Source organism: Paenibacillus sp. Y660 (genome assembly GCF_057221575.1).
Genome location: NZ_JBXBBJ010000018.1, coordinates 1 through 18635 on the forward strand (window position 1 = coordinate 1; position 18635 = coordinate 18635).

The window sequence follows — 18635 nt, forward strand, 5'->3', positions numbered from 1 at the left end:
TGAGATTTCCCAGTATGTAAGACCCCTTGAAGACGACGAGGTTGATAGGTTCGGGGTGGAAGCACAGCAATGTGTGTAGCTGACGAATACTAATCGGTCGAGGGCTTATCCTAAAAGGTTTGCATGGACCCATACATCCGGCAGACAACAGTTAAAAAGGTTTTCAGCAAACCTAATCTTTCGTATCCAGTTTTCAGGGCGCAAGTTTGTTCTGAGTATATGCTTAAATTGACGCGGGGTGGAGCAGCCCGGTAGCTCGTCGGGCTCATAACCCGAAGGCCGCAGGTTCAAATCCTGCCCCCGCAACCAAACCAAGGTTTCACCTTCGGATTTATCCGAGCTTACATATGGAGCTGTGGTGTAGTGGCCCAACATGCCTGCCTGTCACGCAGGAGACCGCGGGTTCGAATCCCGTCAGCTCCGCCATTTTAACTAAAAAGCACGAAAAATAGATGTTGGGGATTAGCCAAGCGGTAAGGCAACGGACTTTGACTCCGTCATTCTCAGGTTCGATCCCTGAATCCCCAGCCATTCATTTGCGGAAGTGGCTCAGCGGTAGAGCATCGCCTTGCCAAGGCGAGGGTCGCGGGTTCGATTCCCGTCTTCCGCTCCAATTAACACATCCAAAACACCTTGCGCTGCGAGGTGTTTTTTTGTTATGTATAAGAGAATACGGTTGATGAGGGAGGTTGCCATGCGTAAATTAGTATTTTTTGTAGGAGGAGCTGGAGCAGGCAAGACGACGCTCGCGAAGGCAGTAGCGAAGAGGAGAGGCGTGGCCATTCTCGATATGGATACGGTGTTGCGGCCGGCTGCAGTAGCACTCATGACGCAAGCTGGTCTTGATCCGAGCGACCGGGACTCCATCGCCTACAAAACGCTTTGCCGAAATTTAGGCTACCGGATTACGATGGATGCTGCGCTAGAGAACATCGCTAATGACGGGGATATATTTGTTATTGGACCCTTTACGAAGGAAACAGAAACCCCGAATTGGATCGAGCAGGAGCTCGCTGCAATAGGGGCCTCGTTATTAGATGTTGATGTGAAGGTTGTTTTCGTTTATCTGCGGGATGATAAGCTCCATTTCGATCGAATCGTTCAGAGAGGCTCAGCTTTGGACCAGTACAAGTTGGACAACTGGAATGAGTTTAGCCGTTCATTAGTTAGAAGAGAGCTGAAATGGAATCTTCCAGCGTCTTCCGTTCTTTATTTTGACAACTCAAATGGACTAGATGAGCAATCGCTGGCAGAGCTGGAGCGGTTCGTATACGATGGCTCCTGCTAGCCTGCTGATGGTTAAGGCTTGCGAGCAGCGAGCTCATCGTAGAGCGCTTGAGTCTTAGCGGCGTCCTTCTCATTAAAAATAACGTATAGATCGTCCAGCTGGACGAAAATGTACGGCGGTGAGTTTTTGAATACATATAGCTTGGCTGCGCCAAGCTTCTCTAATGAGAAGCTGCCTCTGGCATATTCGGCCGTTGCCGTGCCATTTGTACGGAAGCCGCTAGGGAGCTCGTTCTCAAGCGTCAGCCCCTTCACAGCGCTCATATCGAAGCTGTAATTGTACAACGGGTATTCAATCGAAACGTTGCCGCTCTCTTCAATCGTAAGCGCTGGGGACGTATGGTCGGACTGCACGGCAAACGCGGCGAGCGGAATGATGATAACAAGAGCAAGAACGATCCCGCCGTATTGAATCCATTTTCCGCCACGGGTGGCCATGTTGACAGTCGTCCCGATGCCGATGCGTTTTGGCACCATGACCGCTTTATCATCCGGGTTAAAATAGGTGAAGCCGTTGATCCAATAGGCATCATCATCGCTTAGAATAGCCTCGCCATCGGTCTCCGCCAGATTCACCTCTAAAGCACGCACCTTATTATGTACGAAAAATATGATGCCGAGGGGAACCAGCGACACCATGATGATTCCAATGATCCATTGGGTAAAGCTAAGGAAGCTGCCTTGCGTCAAAATTGTATAAGCGACAAAGGCGTTGATGCTCTCAAAAATAGCGAGGCTAGGCCATAGAATGGACCAATAGCGTCTTGCTGCGCTGTTGATAGCGGCATTAATATCCTGATTTTCGCTATACTCTTTTGTTTTCATATTGCCGAAAGCAGCGTATATGGCGTATAAAATAACGGTCATCGCAAGTGATGCGAACCCGGTCAATTTTAAGAGCGGATCTGATTTAATAAAGGACAAAATAATGGGGACGACGGATAAGAGAGCGGGAATCAAGAACCAATAAGGAGAAGCAAGCGTTGATTTTTTCAAAAGCGATACTTTGGTATCGATGCGGATAATCCGTTTTTCTCCGACAAACCATTGCTTTTCGCGTTTGAGGGCTGCGGCTTTATGATGGGTTTTGTTAAAGGGAAGCTTTGATGAATAAAGAAAAGCGGCAAACCAAAGAAACATATAGCTGAGGGCTAATGAGAAGTATTCGCCTATCAGGAAGAATGGCGCAAAGGTAATCAACACGATGATCCCGTATATGGCGTACGCTTTTTTGTATTCGGACTGCAGCTGCTTGATCGCGGCATCCTCAAGAGCATCTGAAGGAAGTGTCACGCCGAATAAAATATGGTTGCTTGGTTGTGCTTGCTTCAGAAACATCACCATAATGAGGATATAAACGATTGCGGCTGGAATGATCAAAAAAAGATTGTTCATGAAAACACTCCTATTCTGGCAGGGGATGTTGTTTGCTGGCTGCGGCAGTAAAGATGTTGGAGCAAATTTGCATAAATTCCTCTCGTCCTACACCCTTCAGGCTGGCCTCCGAAATGACAAGCTTTAATTCACGCTCAAGCTTCTGGATGAAGTCGGCTTGCTTGCCCCATATCGTGGACACTTTGGCGCCATGTCTTCGATCAATGGATATGAACCCCTCGTTTTTCAAAATGGCATAAGCTTTGTTCACCGTCATCGCATTAACGCCTAAATCATCGGCGAGCTGCCTTACGGTTGGCAATTTCTCGCCATACTCAAGCCCGCCTACGCCAATGCCGATGACGATTTGGTTGCGGAGCTGGACGTAGATCGGTATTTCGCTGTTGTAATCAAGCTTCAAAATCATCGGATCACCCCATCTAACAAAGTATTATTTGTATTAGAAATACTAATACATATCATCCGGGTTGTCAAAAATTTAAGCGGCTTATCTTGGACACGCAAACCCTAAAATAGCTATAATAAGCAGAAGCGAATTTTCTTATCCAATGATTAAAAGCCTAAAGCTTTCATCTAATAAATGACCGCAAGGAGAGACCTTAATGACGACCACCATACGATTTGGCATTATCGGAACGAACTGGATTACCGAGCAATTTATCGATGCGGCAAGAGAGGTTGAAGGTTTTAAGCTTTCGGCCGTCTATTCGCGCTCATCAGAAACGGCAGAAGCCTTCGCAGCGAAGCATGGCATTGCTGCTGCCTATACGGACATAGAGGAGATGGCGGCTAGCGGACAGATCGATGCGATCTATATTGCGAGCCCTAACTCGTTCCACGCCGGACAAGCGATTGCTTGCATGAGTCATGGGATACATGTGCTCTGTGAGAAGCCAATCGCTTCAAACGCCTATGAGCTGCGTCAAATGATTGCCGCAGCCAAGGAAAACGGCGTACTTCTGATGGAGGCGCTCAAGTCGACGCTGCTTCCGAGCTTCAAGGCGGTGCAGGACAATCTGCATAAGCTTGGAGATGTACGGCGCTATTTTGCAAACTATTGCCAATACTCCTCGAGATACGATGCTTACAAGGCCGGTACGGTGCTTAACGCCTTTAATCCGGTATTCTCCAATGGAGCGCTAATGGATCTTGGCATTTACTGCATCTATCCGCTTGCAGCATTGTTCGGCAAGCCGGACGCGATTAAAGCAACGGGCGTTATGCTCGAATCCGGTGTTGACGGCGAAGGCAGTATCGTGCTGCAATATGCAAGCATGGATGCGGTCATTATGTATTCGAAAATTACCCACTCCTCGCTGCCATCCGAAATCCAAGGGGAAAGCGGAAGCATCGTTATCGATAAAATCAGCGAGCCAGCGAAGATTGAGATCCAGTACCGCAGTGGATCGGCAGAAGACATTTCACAGCCGATAAACAGCAAATCGATGTACTATGAGGCGAAGGAATTTATTGAGCTCATAAAAGCAGGACGTACGGAGTCTTCTGTAAATACTTTTGAAAACTCGCTAGTGACGATGGAAATTATGGATGAGGCGCGTAAGCAAATCGGACTTGTATACCCGGCGGATGCAGCGGCATCCAAATAAGGAAAACGACAAGTTTTATTGGAAAAATTCTAAAAAGGTTAACAGATGCTGGGTGACGGGCGTATTATGATGTAAATCAAATGAAGGGAGGCCGATGAACATGCACGAACAAAATTTAGCATTTAACGCAGCTTCAAATAGCAAGTCCATTTCACCGGCCTCTGCGGGCCCTGTGACTGTTTTCTAAAATTTGCACCTGTAACGGCAAGCAAGGTTTAGGAAACAAAGGCGCAAGTAAAGCCATGGACATGTTGAGGTCCATGGCTTTTTTGTGTTCATTTGAATGTAAGGAGTTTTAACAACCATGAAAGAAACCTATTATCAAAAAGTTCAGCTGCCCTCGGGGCAGGTGCATGTTTATGCAGGACCGGAGTTATTCGCGTCCTTAGATTATAAAGTGTTTGAAATGGCGAACAACAATTTGCAAATTCCGAATCAAGTTTATATGAGCTATACACCTGACGTTCATGTCGGTGTAGGCACTTGCATCGGGACAACTGCGGTGTGGAACACAAGCGACGGCTTCGTATCACCCTCGATCGTAGGCAGCGACATTGGCTGCGGGATGCGCGTACAGCTTACGAATCTCCATAAGGACGATTTGAAGGAGGTAAAGCTGCGCCGAAAGCTGGTGAGAGCGATTGAGAAGTTTTTGCCGGTGGAGGAGCATGCAAGAGGCTATTTCTCGGATATTAGACTTGAGAATGTGGTGAAGAAAGGGCTGCACGGCTTGCCGAAAAAATATATTCCCGATTCTCGACGGTCAGGTCGTCATTATGATCCATTCCGGCTCGCGTGCCTGGGGCGGCGCGGTCAGTCAATACTGCAGCACCGATATCGCCAAAATGATGCGTCATGAAGGAATCGGCACCGCTGATCCTAAGCTGCTTTACGCTCCGCTTTCCCATCCGCTTGGGCAAACCTATGTGAATCTCATGTACTCCGCGCTCAACTATGCGGTCGTGAACCGTCATTTGATCGCTTATGCAGTCCGCGAGGCGGGCAAGGATGTATTTGGCTCCAAATTCGAGCTAAGGACGTTGTATGATCTCATGCATAACTATGCGTGGGAGGAAGAGCAGGATGAGCAAGCGTACTTCGTTCATCGCAAAGGTGCGACAAGAGCGCTCCCGGCGGGACATCCGGACAATCCAGAGCCGTACCGCAGTACAGGGCATCCCGCACTTATTCCCGGCTCGATGGGAACCGCTTCGTATATGATGGTCGGCAGCCCGGAAGGGAAAGCAAATCATTATTCCATCTGTCATGGTGCTGGGCGCATACGCTCACGCAACGCGACGAAGCAGCTGGTATCCGTAGAAGAGGTAGTCGCTGCGATGCGCGTAGGGACAGATGATGAAATTGTTGTGAATCAGCGCTCTATGGAATCGCTGGTCGATGAATCGCCGCAGGCATACAAGGATGTTGATCAAATTATTGAGAGCGTCGTAGGCGCGGGGCTTGCGCAGGTTGTTGCGAAGTGCAAGCCGCTTGCTGCAGTAAAAGGAGTTTAACAAAAAGGTATTGAGGGGGTCCGAGGAGAATGGTTAACAATCAACTAGAAAATCAGCCATTAAATGGGAGTAAACGGATTAACTATTTCCACTCCAAAAGTGAATATTGCTTCTCATCGGACCCATTGTACGGAAGTTGAAGGGAGGCGTGTGCGGGCTTCACGTTAGCCGCATCGCCAGCTATTCATCATGACTGACCATGGACGATTATGTCCATGGTCTTTTTTATGTTCAAGCTAAAGAAGGGAGCATTTAGAATGACTAATATACGAGCTGATATTTTCGAGGAGCTGGACCGAATCGAGCGCGAAGAGCAGGTGCGCATTCTGTATGCCTGCGAATCGGGAAGCAGGGCGTGGGGGTTTCCGTCAAAGGATAGCGATTATGATGTTCGGTTCCTCTACGTCAGGCCAGTGGAATGGTATTTATCGATCTTCAATAAGCGGGATGTCATTGAGCGCCCTATCAGCCATTTACTCGATATTAACGGCTGGGATTTGCGCAAGGCGCTAAATCTGTTTCGCAAATCGAATCCACCTCTGCTGGAATGGCTGCAATCGCCAATGCCTTATTACACGAAATACACGGTGGCAGAGCAAATTCGCAGCATTTCACCGTTAGCTTTTTCGCCTAAATCATGTATGTATCATTATCTCAATATGGCGAAGGGGAACTATCGGGAGTATCTGCAAGGCGAGCAAGTGAAAATAAAAAAATACTTTTATGTGCTGCGGCCGATTCTAGCATGCGAATGGATTGAAACCTACCAAACGATGCCACCGATAGAGTTTGATCAATTAGTTGAAGTGTTTATACCGGCAAGAAGCGAGCTCAGTGCAGCGATTGAGCAATTGCTGCGGCGGAAGAAGGCGGGGGAGGAGCTTGACTTGGAGCCTAGGCTTCATCCGATCAATGATTATTTGGAGGATCGCATTGCCTATTTCGAAAGAACGGCCATGGTGTTTGGGGATGGGAAGGAAGCGTGGGATGAGCAGCTTGATGACCTGTTCCGCAGCGCTTTAAATGAGGTTTGGGGTAAAGGTGTAGTTTATAGGTGAGGGGAAGGTAAAGATGGCAATTTTGCAAGTGAAATCAACGAACCCGAGCTTTTCGTTCGTTATCAAAAAGAATCCGCATTCCGGCATGCTGCTGCGCGCCGTTCGCAAAGGGATGGCGTATGGCTGGTATACGGATGAAGGGACATTTAACGTTTATTTCAAGGATGCAGACAACGAGGTTTCTTATAAACAGCATAGACAGGATCAATTTGAGTATCTCAATGTATCCCGGTATAATACGCCGTTGTTTGTGCTAGGAGCGATAAACGAATTTTTTGCTGCTCCGCTCAAAGCTCAGGACACACGGGATACGGAGCAATATGAGCATGTCTTCCATATCAATATGATCCATATTGAGCTTCTGCGGTATATTCATTTTTTTGAAAAGCATCTTGCGGATTACTCGTTTGAAGCGGTACATCTAGCGCATAAAAGCTATTCGCTGACGATCAAGACGCAGAAATCACTTTATGAGCTTATGCATGTCGTAAGTGTGCTTTGCTTGTTTCTGTCGATGTTCAGCGATGAATATATTGATATTTCCGATGATATTTTGATCAAATATGTGAAGAGCATTCAAATTATAGATGCACCGTTCTATCTCCGAAGCTTATTTGCCCGCAACTTTCTGGCATCTAGAGACCGCTTCAAAAAATACAAGGAGGAGCTTGAGAAGACGGAGCGTTATTCGATCCAATTGGCCTTTGGCGGTACGGCGCAGCAGCGAAGAAGCTATATCAGAAGCGTGCTTCCATTCGATAAATCGATAGTGGACGTAGGCTGTGGAGAGGGCTATTATGCGATCCCGTTTGCGTCCAAGATCGAAGCCAGCTATTATGCGATTGATATAAGCGAGCCATTGCTAGAGGTGGTACAAAGAAAGGCGGCTGCGAAGGAGCTGGAAAACATCGCAACGTTTCCTTCCATTGATCACTTTATTGAGCAGTATAACGGCGAGCAGGTGGATGTTGTTTTGACAGAGGTTATTGAGCATATGAGTCTGGACGAGGCTAGTGCGCTTATACGGCAAATATGCGGGCAGATCGATTTTGATCATTTTGTGCTGACCACTCCCAATGCGGAATTCAACGCGTATTATGAGCTGGACGATTTCCGTCATGATGACCATAAATGGGAGCTTGGGAGAGCAGAGTTTCAAGAATGGCTGCTAGCAACATTGGGTGATCAAAACGTTGAAACGAAATTTGTAGCAATCGGCGATGGCGTGAATGGCATTCAGACGACGCAGGGAGCTATTTTGAGGAAAAGGAGGGAATAGCGGAAATGGAGATTAGAACAAAAGTTCATACGATATTTATGCTGATCGGCTCGACGGAATGCGGGAAAACGACGTTTGCGAACGAGGTTCTTATTCCGCAGCTGCGGTTTAGTGATGAAGCCAAGGGAGTAAACGCCAATGTGCAGTATATTTCCTCCGATAGCATTCGGCAGGAGCTGCTGGGCTTTGAATATGATAAATATGACCAAGTGATGCTGGAATCGAGCGATCAAGCTTTTCGCCTCCTGTTCGAGAAGCTGCGACTGGTCACATCTTATCCTATAAATGCGGAATTTGTTGTCGTGGACACAACCGGCTTGGCTGAGGATTTCCGGGCGAAGGTGAAGGATATTGCAAATGAAAACAACTACAATCTTGAGGTTGTGCTGTTCGATTACCGGAAGCGGGATGATTATTACGCATCGGAGCGCTCGAAGAAGCTCATTACGAGTCATATCAACCGGCTACGCAAAGAGGTGCTGGGGTCATTAGCGAGGGAGCGCTACTCCAAAATCCATAAGGTTCGCGCTAAGGACTTTTATTCACCTTCTGCTGGAATAGCAAATGCGGATTATAAGGTCATTATTGAGGATGCAGACGACTATTTGGATGCTATTTTGCCGCTTGATCAGAAGACGATTATAGTAGGCGACGTTCACGAATGCGTGGATGAGCTGAGAGGTTTGCTCGTTGGCCATGGCTTTCAAGTGGAAGGCGACCAGTTGATAGAAACGGAGAAGGTGAAAGGAACGAAGGTGCTGCTTGTTGGGGATTGGATCGACAAGGGCGGCCGTACGAAGGAAATAATAAATTTTCTGTATAGGAATCAGGATCATTTTTTGTTCGTGTTAGGCAACCATGAGAACTTCGTTTCTAAATATATGCGCGGTGAGATTAACGGGGTTGAAGAGGAGCTGCTGCATGCGTACTTTGATTCAACTGAGGTGCTTCGTCATGATGCAGAGCTGCTTCAGCGGTTTAATCATCTGGTGTCGCTATCGAAGCCATTCTATCGGATGGTAGGCAAAAGAGGAACGTCGTTCTATGTCACGCACGCGCCATGCGCGAATAAATATTTGGGCAAGCTAGACCCGAACTCGGTTAGGCATCAGCGGAACTTCCGAATTGACCGCTCAGCGCCGCTTGAAGAGCAGCTTATGTTCTTGAAGCGGGAAGCGGCTTTTAATCAGCCTTATCATGTATTTGGACATATCGCAGCCAAAAACGCTTTCCGAATCAAAAATAAAATTCATCTGGATTCCGGTGCGGTGCACGGCAATGCGCTTACCTCGGTCATACTTTCGGCGAAGCCGATGTTTAAATCGCAAAAATCAGAGCAAGCGATTATGACTGATGAGCTGCACACGCTGTTCAAGGAAGAGCGCAAGGTGTCGCTGCAGGAGCTAGGTGATGATGAAGCACGCAGACTGCAGTACTGCTCGGGCAATAAGGTTAACTTTATTTCTGGGACGATGGCGCCAGCGGATAAGGATGAAGCTGCGCAGGAGCTTGAGTCGCTGAAGAAAGGGCTGGACTATTTTGCAGGGCATGGTGTAAAAGAGGTTGTGCTCCAGCCGAAATATATGGGATCAAGATGTAATGTTTATTTGCATGCGGAGCTGGAGCAATGTTTTGCGGTTAGCCGCAATGGTTATAAGATCAATAAGATTGATCTAACGTCCGTATATGAGAGACTACAGCAAAGACTAGGAAGCTACATGAAGGAAAACGGCATTGCAATGCTTCTTCTCGACGGTGAATTGCTGCCTTGGCAGGCGCTTGGAGAAGGCCTCATTGAAAAGCAGTTTAAACCGATTGAAAAGGCGCTTGAGTCTGAGCTTGCCTTCCTTGAGGCGAATGGGTTCGAGGCAGCATTCGATAAGCTTGCGCTTGAATACAAGGAAAGCGGCTTTGAGAAGGATCAATTCCATCTGTCCAAAGGGGCGCTTAATGAAAAATATGGTCTGAGCGTCTACCAAAGCTACAAGTATGTGCATTCGATTTTGGAGAAGCATATGCCTCTTGCCGATCATGTGAATGCCTACGGCACGTACAAAAAGCAGCTCGAGCTGTATGCTGAGGCTGGCGAACTGGAATACAAACCGTTTTCGCTGCTCAAAATCATATATGAGGATGGCAGGGAAACACTGCCGGATTGGAAGACATCGGAGATGTATAGCTTCCTCTCTGACGACGTGTTCCTTACGCTCAATCTATCAGCAGAAGACTGCAATGAGCAAGCGGAGCAGTATTTCTTAACCCTTACGGTGGATAATCATATGGAGGGAGTCGTTATTAAGCCTGAATACGCAGAGCCGCATACCGTTCCTTATATGAAGGTACGCAATGCGAACTATATGTCGATTATTTATGGCTATGATTATCGCTTCCCGCATAAGTACAACAAGCTCATTAGACAGAAGAGTATTCATCTGAAGCTTCGTACCTCTTTAAATGAGCACCGGCTCGGACAGAATATGCTGGCGATTCCTTTTGCCGAAATTGCGCCGGACAACGCAGCGTATAAAGCTGCTGCTGCGAATCTATTGTTTGAGGTTGCTAAAGAGAAGGAAATCGATCCACGCTTGTAACGATTCAAGCGAATTTTTTTGGCTCTAACGATGGAGATTGTTGGCGTTGAGGCGCTGCTGCGGTGGAATCATCCGGATTGATGGCTGGTGTCCCCGGCGGAATTTATTCCGATCGCAGAAGAGACAGGACTTATCGTCCCGATAGGGGAATGGGTGCTGCGCGAAGCATGCTTGCAAAGCAAACGATGGCAGGGCATGGGCTTGCCTCCAATTACGAATCAAATGTACGTGCTATATGGGTTTATAGTCTGGTACAATGAACTGGACAATGATATTTATGAATATGGCGTGCAATTTCAAATGAAAGAGACGGAGCATGAAGAGCTAGTCAATGCGCTTAATTTGCTAGCCATTAGGTAGCGCGACGGCATTTTGCCCCAAACTCAAGTATACGTGGGCGACCCTATACTCCGAATAAAGGAATTGAAAAAGCTTAATTAATAATGAAATACGTTGTTAGCGGATAAGGATCGGAGGAGTAGAGCATGAACATAGATATCGTAAACAAATTTTGCGTCAAAACATTTGGTTCCTCGAACTTGGTGACGGAGATCGGCAAAGTAACGAAGGTAGCCAGCAGAACGATTCATGTCGATTGGGGCATGAAGAAGTACGTTTACCAAAACAAGGATTTCAGATGGATTCCGCTTACGAAAGAGGAAGTGGAGAAGAAATATCCGAAATCAAAATTTACAGAGGATTCGCTGAAGCGGGCACTGGCGTTTGGTCTGGAGATCAAGGGCGTAAAGCCTGTTTCTGAATAAGGCTGGGTATAAAAAACATTTTGCAATCGGCTAAAACCGAATGTGAAATGCTTTTTTTATTTCATATTGCGGTTTTGTCGGATTGCTCTTTGGGTAAAAGGAAATAATAGTTATGGAGAAAGGGGATGTGCGCTTTGAAGCTAACGCCGGAACAGCGAATTCAATTGCACGGCTTCAATAACTTAACGAAGTCGCTTAGCTTTAATATGTATGATGTGTGCTATACGCGTACGAGAGAAGAACGCGAAGCTTATATTGCCTATATTGACGAGCAATACAATTCGGATAGGCTGACGAAAATTTTAAACACCGTATCAGAAATTATTGGCGCGCATGTGCTTAACATTGCCAAGCAGGACTATGAGCCGCAAGGCGCCAGCGTGACCTTGCTCGTATCGGAAGGTCCTATCGTTGGAGGGCCAAATGAATCGTTTGAGGAATCTCCCGGCCCGTTGCCTGATTCAGTTGTTATGCATTTGGATAAAAGCCATATAACGGTTCATACGTATCCGGAGTATCATCCGAATGAAGGAATCAGCACCTTTCGGGCTGACATCGACGTGTCTACCTGCGGCGAGATTTCGCCTCTGAAAGCGTTGAATTACTTAATTCATTCTTTTGATACCGACATTATGACGCTTGATTACCGTGTGCGCGGCTTCACGCGAGACATTAACGGCCACAAGCTGTTTATTGATCATGACATTAATTCGATTCAAAATTACATACCGAAGGAAGAATGCCTTTTGTATGACATGATCGACGTTAATATTTATCAAGAGAATGTGTTTCATACCAAGTGCAAGCTGAAACAATTTGATTTGAACAATTATTTGTTCGGCTACACGAAGGACTCGCTGTCAACGAAAGAGCAAGAGGAAATAACGAGTAGACTGAAGACGGAGATGGACGAAATCTTTTATGGGAAAAACATAAGGAGCTGATTTTAATATGCCAATTCCGCATTCCAAAAACCAATTAACCCGCCCCAGCATCAAAATCGCCAGCCAGGCATCGAAGCTGAAATGAACCCGCTTCCGATCTCTGACTCTTATAAGGCAGCAGGGAAGCTAAAGGGCAAGACTGCTATTATTACCGGAGGAGACAGCGGCATCGGACGTGTCCTTTTGCCATCGTCTCGTTTACGCGCGCGCTCTCGGTCAATTTGGCGGAGCAGGGCATTTGGATAAGTACCGTTACAGGAAGCCGTGCTGCTTCGCGTAATTTCCCCAGTGCGGCTGTCTGCCGTCAACATCCGCGATGTTGAACTCATCGGACAGCTGCCAGCTTGGGAATACTTGTCCTGATCTCTCTAAGAGGCCACTGCTTGCTGCAAGCGCAGCAATTCCGCGGCCGACGAAATAAGGCGTTTCCGATTGGCTGAAATGCTCGGCATCTGGCTTGCCGCCTTGAACTGCATCAAACCAGTTGTCCTCCGTCACGCCAAAATGGTCGAGCATCTCCTCCGAGCGAAGAAAACCGGGCGTTACCGCAACAGCGGAAACCTCAAACGGCTTCAGATCGGCTGCCATAGCTGTGGCAAGATGGATCGGCGATATTTTCGCTAAACTATAAAATAAACTTCCGCGATAGCGGTAATCGATCCCATCGGTTACTTCAATGATGAGACCCTTCCTCCTCTTTACCATCAGTGGAGCTCCGTAATGACTCGTAATAAGATGCGCCTTCACCGCGCGCTCCTGCATTAACAGCCCCTTGCTGAGCGAATGCTCCCAAAATGGCTTTTTCCATTCCGTTAACTGCTCTCCGCCCCAAATGTTATTGACAAGCACATCAAGCTGGCCGTTTTGCTCCATGTTGATTCGTTCGAATAACGCTTGTACTTCCGCTTCTACCGTATGATCAACCTTGACCGGAATGCCTACACCGCCGCGTGCTGTGACAAGCTCAGCTGTTTCTTCGATGGTTTCCGCCCTGTTCAGGTCAGAGGCAAGGCCGCGAATACTTCTTCCTGTGCAATATACCGTCGCCCCTGCTTCTCCAAGACTTGCTGCGATACCGCGGCCAGCTCCGCGTGTGGCCCCCGCAACGACTGCTATTTTCCCATGCAATGGTTTCATCCGAATCTCTCCATTCGTGGTTCTAAGGTTTACTCTTTGTCAGTTTAGCAAACAATATACGACAGCTACTGTCATATATTCATGCTATTATGAAATAAAGGGTTTAATCGGATTGAATGGGCTAAGGAGGAATGGCGCATGAGAGCGGGACGGCTGATCGCTATCGTATTGTTGATGCAGAACAACGGAAAAATGACGTCCAAGGCGTTGGCGGAAAAGCTGGAGGTGTCCGAGCGGACGATTATTCGCGATATGGAATCGTTAAGCGAGGCGGGCGTTCCGGTGTACGCGGAGAGAGGGCTGCATGGGGGCTGGGTGTTGTCCGAGGGCTATCGGACGAACCTTACCGGCATGCATACCGATGAGCTTGTATCTGTACTTATCGCCAGTCATTCAGCGCTGCTCGGCGATTTAGGTATTGAGGGTCAGTACGATGCGGCCGTCCAGAAGCTGCTCGCTGCTTCTCCCGCGGAAGTGAGCAGGGGCGCAGCTCTCGCCAGGCAAAAGATTCATATCGACGGAGCGGGCTGGCACCAGATGCAGGAGTCGAACCCATTCTTGTCTATCGTGCAGGAGGCTGTATGGGAGGAACGCCTATTGCGGCTGCGCTACCAGCGGGAGGATGGCGAAGTCGAGAGAATCATCCGACCGTTAGGCCTCATTGCCAAGCGCAGCGTATGGTATGTGGTCGGTGATGTGGAGGGGGAGATGCGAACCTATCGCATCTCGCGCCTATTGGAAGCCGAAGTGCTGGAGGAGAGGTTTGAACGGCCATATGACTTCGATTTGGCAGCCTACTGGGAGCAGTCAATGGGCGAGTTCAAGCAGCGATTGCCGCAATATCCCGCGACAGTGAGGCTGGACGAATCGGTACTAGCACGGCTGTCCAAGGAGCGATATGTCAAAGTAATCGAGAGCAAGCCATCCGAGCGGCAGGGCTGGCTGACGGCAGAGGTTGAATTTCAAATGCTGTCGTCCGCCTGCGAAATTATTCTGAGCTATGGCTCGCGCATACAAGCGGTTGAACCAGATGAGCTGAGGGCAAAGGTTATGACGGAAGTGAAAGCAATGAACGAGCATTATGGCGTGTGAACAGAATGACAGACGTTCATTGTATGACGCTGACGCAGCTCCGCGTTGCGTCATTTGACTATGGGCTTCCTAATTCGATACAATTTAGGCTATAACATGTATTTACATGCTGTACCTAGTCGTTATCATGGAAGGGAGAATAAGAATCATGAGTGGATTTGAACATCATTTAGATAAGTATGCGGAACTAATCGTAAAAATCGGTGTGAACGTTCAGCAAGGGCAAGAGGTTTTTGTAACAGGGGCTGTCGATAATGCGGCGCTCGTTCGCCTTGTGGCTAGCAAAGCCTATGCAGCAGGAGCGAGCAACGTGCATGTCGATTGGACTGACGATTCGTTGTCTAGATTGAAATATGAGAAAGCAGCGGATGAGGTGTTCACGCGGTTCCCTGAATGGGAGACAGGCAAGCGTAATTCATTCGTAGAGCGCGGCGCAGCTTTTATCTCCATCGTGTCCTCAAGCCCTGATTTGCTGAAAGGGATCGATTCGGGCCGAATCTCGAGCTTCCAGAAGGCTTCGGGCCAAGGGTTAAAGGAATTCCGCAGAGCGATTCAGTCCGATAAAGTAAGCTGGACAGTCGTTGCTGCCGCCAGCAAGCAATGGGCGACGAAGGTTTTCCCTAAAGCAGGGGAAGAGGAAGCGGTTGAGCTGCTATGGAAGTCGATCTTCGATTCCGTCAGATTGCATGCGGAAGATCCCGTTAAAGCATGGGAAGAGCACAACGAGAACTTACATAGCAAAGGCGAGACGCTGAACAAGAACCGTTTCCACAAATTGCATTACACCGCTCCCGGCACCGATCTTACGATTGAATTGCCTGAGTCGCATATCTGGGTCGCAGCGGGGAGCACGAATGTAAGCAACGTTCCATTCATGGCGAACATGCCTACGGAGGAAGTATTTACAGTGCCGCTCAAAACAGGCGTGAACGGCTACGTTTCAAGCACGAAGCCATTAAGCTACGGCGGCAACATTATCGATCGTTTCAAGCTGACGTTCGAGAATGGCCGGATCGTGAAGGTAGAGGCAGAGGAAGGACAAGAGATTTTGCAGCAGCTGGTTGATATCGACGAGGGCTCGCATTACCTTGGAGAAGTCGCGCTCGTACCGCATGAGTCGCCGATTTCGCAATCTAATATTTTGTTCTACAATACGCTGTTTGACGAGAATGCGTCGAACCACCTTGCAATAGGGAGCGGCTATGCCTTCAACATTGAGGGCGGCAAAACGATGTCTCCGGAAGAGCTTGAGGCGCATGGCGTTAACGCAAGCATTACGCATAACGATTTCATGATCGGCTCGGCAGAGATGGATATCGACGGAATTACGAAGGACGGCACCAGTGTACCGATCTTCCGTAAAGGGAATTGGGCGATTTAGGTCAGAAGCTATGAATAAGGGCTATCTGGAAGAGGCGAAAGCTTCTTTTGAATAGCCCTTTATTGTTTATTTCTGGGACTTGTTACATATACCCGGTAACTTTCCATCTCGCTATATGACATATGTCATGCATTCGTATTGACGTTTATGACTGTGAGAACCTAACACTTTTCTTTACAATAAAGTTAGAATACTGCGTTAGACGTCCGGGATACACTCCAAGCGTCATATTGAGGAGGAAGAATGCGATGACAGAACCGAAATTAGCTCACTTGAAGAAAGAAGTTGCCCCATTTGAGAAAACAGATTTAAAGTCGAGCATCAGACAGCTTATCAACACCTTAGTACCACTTGTTCTGCTCTGGTATGCCGCTTACTATAGTCTCTCGATATCGTACTGGCTTACTATCCCTTTGGTGCTGCTTACTTCTGGCTTCGTGATTCGGACGTTCATCATCTTCCATGACTGCTGCCACGGTTCGTTCTTCAAAAGCAAAAAGGCTAATGACATATTTGGTACCATTACAGGCGTGTTGACGCTTGTTCCTTATAGACAGTGGAAAAACTCTCATTCCATTCATCACGCAACGAGCAGTAATCTCGATAAACGCGGCACTGGCGATTTGTGGATTCTTACCATAGAAGAATATGCAGCAGCTCCTTTGATGCGCCGCATCGCATACCGGATGTATCGTCATCCCCTCGTTATGTTTGGTCTTGGCCCGATTGGGGTATTTCTAATTCAATATCGTTTTAACGTGAAAGGCGCTAGACGCAAAGAACGGATGAATACTTATATAACGAATGTTTCGATCGTAGGTTTGTACGCTTTGCTTGTATGGGCGATCGGTTGGCAAGCATTCCTGCTTGTGCAAGGCCCTGTGTTCTTTGTATCGGGTCTGCTCGGCATCTGGTTGTTCTATGTACAGCACCAATTCGAGGATTCATATTTTGAAAATGAGGACGAATGGAGCTACGTGAAGGCTGCCGTTGACGGAAGCTCTTACTATAAGCTGCCTAAAGTGCTGCAATGGATTACAGGCAACATCGGCTTCCACCATGTCCATCATTTAAGCCCGAAAGTGCCGAATTATAACTTGGAAAAAGCGCATAATGCGACGCCGCCGCTTCACAAAGCGACGACGATTACGATAAGCGAAAGCTTGGAATCGCTCCAATTCCGCCTATGGGATGAAACCGAGAAGAAGTTTGTCAGCTTCAAAGGGGTCAAGCAGCGTCTTCGGAAAATAGAATCCGCTTCAGAGAAGCTTAAAGCAACGCAACCAAGCTTGAAGTTTAAGAAAATATAGCAATGATTTACAGAAGCCATGCCTTTAAAGGCTGGCTTCTGGCATTTTTGGCGCTTACTAGGAAAATAAATACTTCGACAATCGTATATGCTAAAATGATAATAACGATAAACGCAAACAGAGTATGGCATAGAAAAAAGGGTGGATGACCATGAACAAATGGTATCAGATTTTTCATAAGCAAACAGGCCTGAGCCCTTATGTATGGGTAGTCTTCTGTATTCTGCCTTTTTACTTTATTTTCAGGTCGTCCTCGCCCTATGAGGCCGTCTCCGGCATTATTATGATTATCCTGTTCTTTATTTGTTATCGGTTGTCCTTCATTTCCAAAGGATGGCTCGTATACTTCTGGACGAGTGTGCAAATCGTCATATCGATTGCGATGACGATGTTGTTCAGCTACGTCTATTTTTCGATTTTTTTGGCTTTCTTTATCGGAAACATTCAGAATCGAGCCGGTTTCTTCACCCTGTATACGATTCATATCGTAAGTACGTTCGTTACAGTCAATTATGGCTTTGCTACTCAAAACTCATTGTTTTTCACGCAGTTTCCATTCATTCTGATTAGCTTGATCGTCGTTATTCTGCTTCCTTTCAATACGTACAGCAGAAATAAGCAGGGGCAGCTTGAAGGTCAGCTTGAGGATGCGAATAAGCGAATATCGGAGCTTGTTAAGCTCGAAGAGAGGCAGCGGATCGCACGTGACTTGCATGATACGCTCGGACAGAAGCTTTCGCTTATCGGCCTAAAGAGCGATCTGGCTGGCAAGCTGATGGTTAAAAATCCGGCGCAGGCGCAGGCTGAAATTAATGACGTGCGGCAGACGGCGAGAACGGCATTAAAGGAAGTGCGGGAATTGGTTACGCAGATGCGCGGCACGAGGCTTGAGGACGAAATGTTTCGGATAAAGCAGATTTTGAAGGCGGCAGAAATCGAGTTTGAGCTCGAAGGCGACTTGAGGCTGGGCCAAACGGATCTATTGACTGAAAATGTGCTCAGCATGTGCTTGAAGGAAGCGGTCACGAATGTCGTGAAGCATAGCGGAGCATCCGCCTGCACCGTAACGATTGACTCGTTGCGAACCGATTTTCTGCTCAAGGTGAAGGATAATGGCGTCGGCATTCCCGATTCGGCTAGAAATTTCGGCGGGCATGGGCTTCAAGGCATGAGAGAGCGGCTTGAATTTGTAAACGGTAGCTTGGATATCGTGAATGATGACGGGGCGACCCTCGTGATTAAAGTGCCGAATGTGATTAAACAAAACTAACGCTTA

At 47.6% G+C, this 18635-nt stretch carries 14 protein-coding genes, 4 tRNA genes, 1 rRNA gene and 3 pseudogenes; 19 read left to right on the top strand and 3 right to left on the bottom strand.

The genetic code is table 11. The annotated features are described in order from the left end of the window. The 6 genes from AC2TDN_RS18675 to AC2TDN_RS18700 all read left to right on the top strand — a co-directional run. Positions 1-113: ribosomal RNA gene (locus AC2TDN_RS18675) — 23S ribosomal RNA — on the top strand; the annotation flags it as partial. 119 nt (positions 114-232) lie between these two features. Continuing rightward, positions 233-309 (top strand) — tRNA-Met (locus tag AC2TDN_RS18680). 40 nt (positions 310-349) lie between these two features. Further along, a tRNA-Asp gene (locus AC2TDN_RS18685) sits at positions 350-426 on the top strand. A gap of 30 nt (positions 427-456) precedes the next feature. After that, a tRNA-Gln gene (locus tag AC2TDN_RS18690) sits at positions 457-531 on the top strand. Between the two features lie 7 nt (positions 532-538). Continuing rightward, a tRNA-Gly gene (locus tag AC2TDN_RS18695) sits at positions 539-613 on the top strand. A gap of 81 nt (positions 614-694) precedes the next feature. Next, positions 695-1288, top strand: coding sequence for a P-loop nucleotide/nucleoside kinase family protein (locus AC2TDN_RS18700; RefSeq protein WP_484689694.1), 594 nt, complete (start codon positions 695-697; stop codon positions 1286-1288). A gap of 11 nt (positions 1289-1299) precedes the next feature. On the opposite strand, the gene AC2TDN_RS18705 is transcribed toward AC2TDN_RS18700, so the two are convergent. Both AC2TDN_RS18705 and AC2TDN_RS18710 read right to left on the bottom strand, forming a co-directional pair. After that, positions 1300-2682 (bottom strand): DUF5808 domain-containing protein, encoded by a 1383-nt coding sequence (locus tag AC2TDN_RS18705; RefSeq protein ID WP_484689695.1) that lies wholly within the window; start codon positions 2680-2682, stop codon positions 1300-1302. Between the two features lie 10 nt (positions 2683-2692). Beyond that, complete coding sequence (locus tag AC2TDN_RS18710; protein ID WP_482067698.1) at positions 2693-3088, bottom strand: GntR family transcriptional regulator; 396 nt, start codon at positions 3086-3088, stop codon at positions 2693-2695. A 196-nt stretch (positions 3089-3284) separates the two neighbouring features. Between AC2TDN_RS18710 and AC2TDN_RS18715 the strand changes: the two genes are divergently transcribed. From AC2TDN_RS18715 to AC2TDN_RS18755, 9 genes and pseudogenes are all read left to right on the top strand, one after another. Then, the gene (locus AC2TDN_RS18715; RefSeq protein WP_484689697.1) at positions 3285-4289 is read left to right on the top strand and encodes a Gfo/Idh/MocA family protein; all 1005 of its coding nucleotides are present in this window, start codon (positions 3285-3287) and stop codon (positions 4287-4289) included. A 304-nt stretch (positions 4290-4593) separates the two neighbouring features. Further along, positions 4594-5803: pseudogene (locus AC2TDN_RS18720) on the top strand (RtcB family protein). Between the two features lie 257 nt (positions 5804-6060). After that, entirely contained in the window at positions 6061-6861 is an 801-nt protein-coding gene (locus AC2TDN_RS18725) for a nucleotidyltransferase domain-containing protein (protein WP_484689699.1), read from the top strand. 13 nt (positions 6862-6874) lie between these two features. Beyond that, complete coding sequence (locus tag AC2TDN_RS18730) at positions 6875-8140, top strand: class I SAM-dependent methyltransferase (RefSeq protein ID WP_484689701.1); 1266 nt, start codon at positions 6875-6877, stop codon at positions 8138-8140. 5 nt (positions 8141-8145) lie between these two features. Next, positions 8146-10731 carry a metallophosphoesterase gene (locus AC2TDN_RS18735; protein WP_484689702.1) on the top strand — a complete coding sequence of 862 codons (2586 nt, stop codon included), beginning with the start codon at positions 8146-8148 and terminating at the stop codon, positions 10729-10731. A 33-nt stretch (positions 10732-10764) separates the two neighbouring features. Further along, positions 10765-10944 (top strand): annotated as a pseudogene (locus tag AC2TDN_RS18740) (EAL domain-containing protein); the annotation flags it as partial. Between the two features lie 272 nt (positions 10945-11216). Next, positions 11217-11495, top strand: a complete 279-nt coding sequence (locus AC2TDN_RS18745) for a hypothetical protein (protein WP_482067692.1) — start codon at positions 11217-11219, stop codon at positions 11493-11495. A gap of 134 nt (positions 11496-11629) precedes the next feature. Further along, complete coding sequence (gene speD, locus AC2TDN_RS18750) at positions 11630-12439, top strand: adenosylmethionine decarboxylase (protein WP_482067691.1); 810 nt, start codon at positions 11630-11632, stop codon at positions 12437-12439. 33 nt (positions 12440-12472) lie between these two features. Next, positions 12473-12616: pseudogene (locus AC2TDN_RS18755) on the top strand (NAD(P)-dependent oxidoreductase); the annotation flags it as partial. Between the two features lie 75 nt (positions 12617-12691). On the opposite strand, the gene AC2TDN_RS18760 reads toward AC2TDN_RS18755, so the two are convergent. After that, positions 12692-13576, bottom strand: a complete 885-nt coding sequence (locus AC2TDN_RS18760) for an SDR family oxidoreductase (RefSeq protein WP_482067690.1) — start codon at positions 13574-13576, stop codon at positions 12692-12694. 138 nt (positions 13577-13714) lie between these two features. On the opposite strand from AC2TDN_RS18760, the gene AC2TDN_RS18765 reads away from it, so the two are divergent. The 4 genes from AC2TDN_RS18765 (at position 13715) to AC2TDN_RS18780 (ending at position 18629) form a co-directional block, all read left to right on the top strand. Continuing rightward, positions 13715-14668 carry a helix-turn-helix transcriptional regulator gene (locus AC2TDN_RS18765; protein ID WP_484689705.1) on the top strand — a complete coding sequence of 318 codons (954 nt, stop codon included), beginning with the start codon at positions 13715-13717 and terminating at the stop codon, positions 14666-14668. Between the two features lie 148 nt (positions 14669-14816). Beyond that, positions 14817-16049 carry an aminopeptidase gene (locus tag AC2TDN_RS18770; protein ID WP_484689707.1) on the top strand — a complete coding sequence of 411 codons (1233 nt, stop codon included), beginning with the start codon at positions 14817-14819 and terminating at the stop codon, positions 16047-16049. 248 nt (positions 16050-16297) lie between these two features. Continuing rightward, a complete protein-coding gene (gene desA / locus AC2TDN_RS18775) occupies positions 16298-17359 on the top strand; it encodes a Delta(5) desaturase DesA (RefSeq protein ID WP_484689708.1) in 1062 nt (353 codons plus the stop codon). A 151-nt stretch (positions 17360-17510) separates the two neighbouring features. Further along, positions 17511-18629: a sensor histidine kinase gene (locus AC2TDN_RS18780; protein ID WP_482067686.1), complete on the top strand. Its 1119-nt coding sequence runs from the start codon at positions 17511-17513 to the stop codon at positions 18627-18629. Positions 18630-18635: the final 6 nt, after the last annotated feature.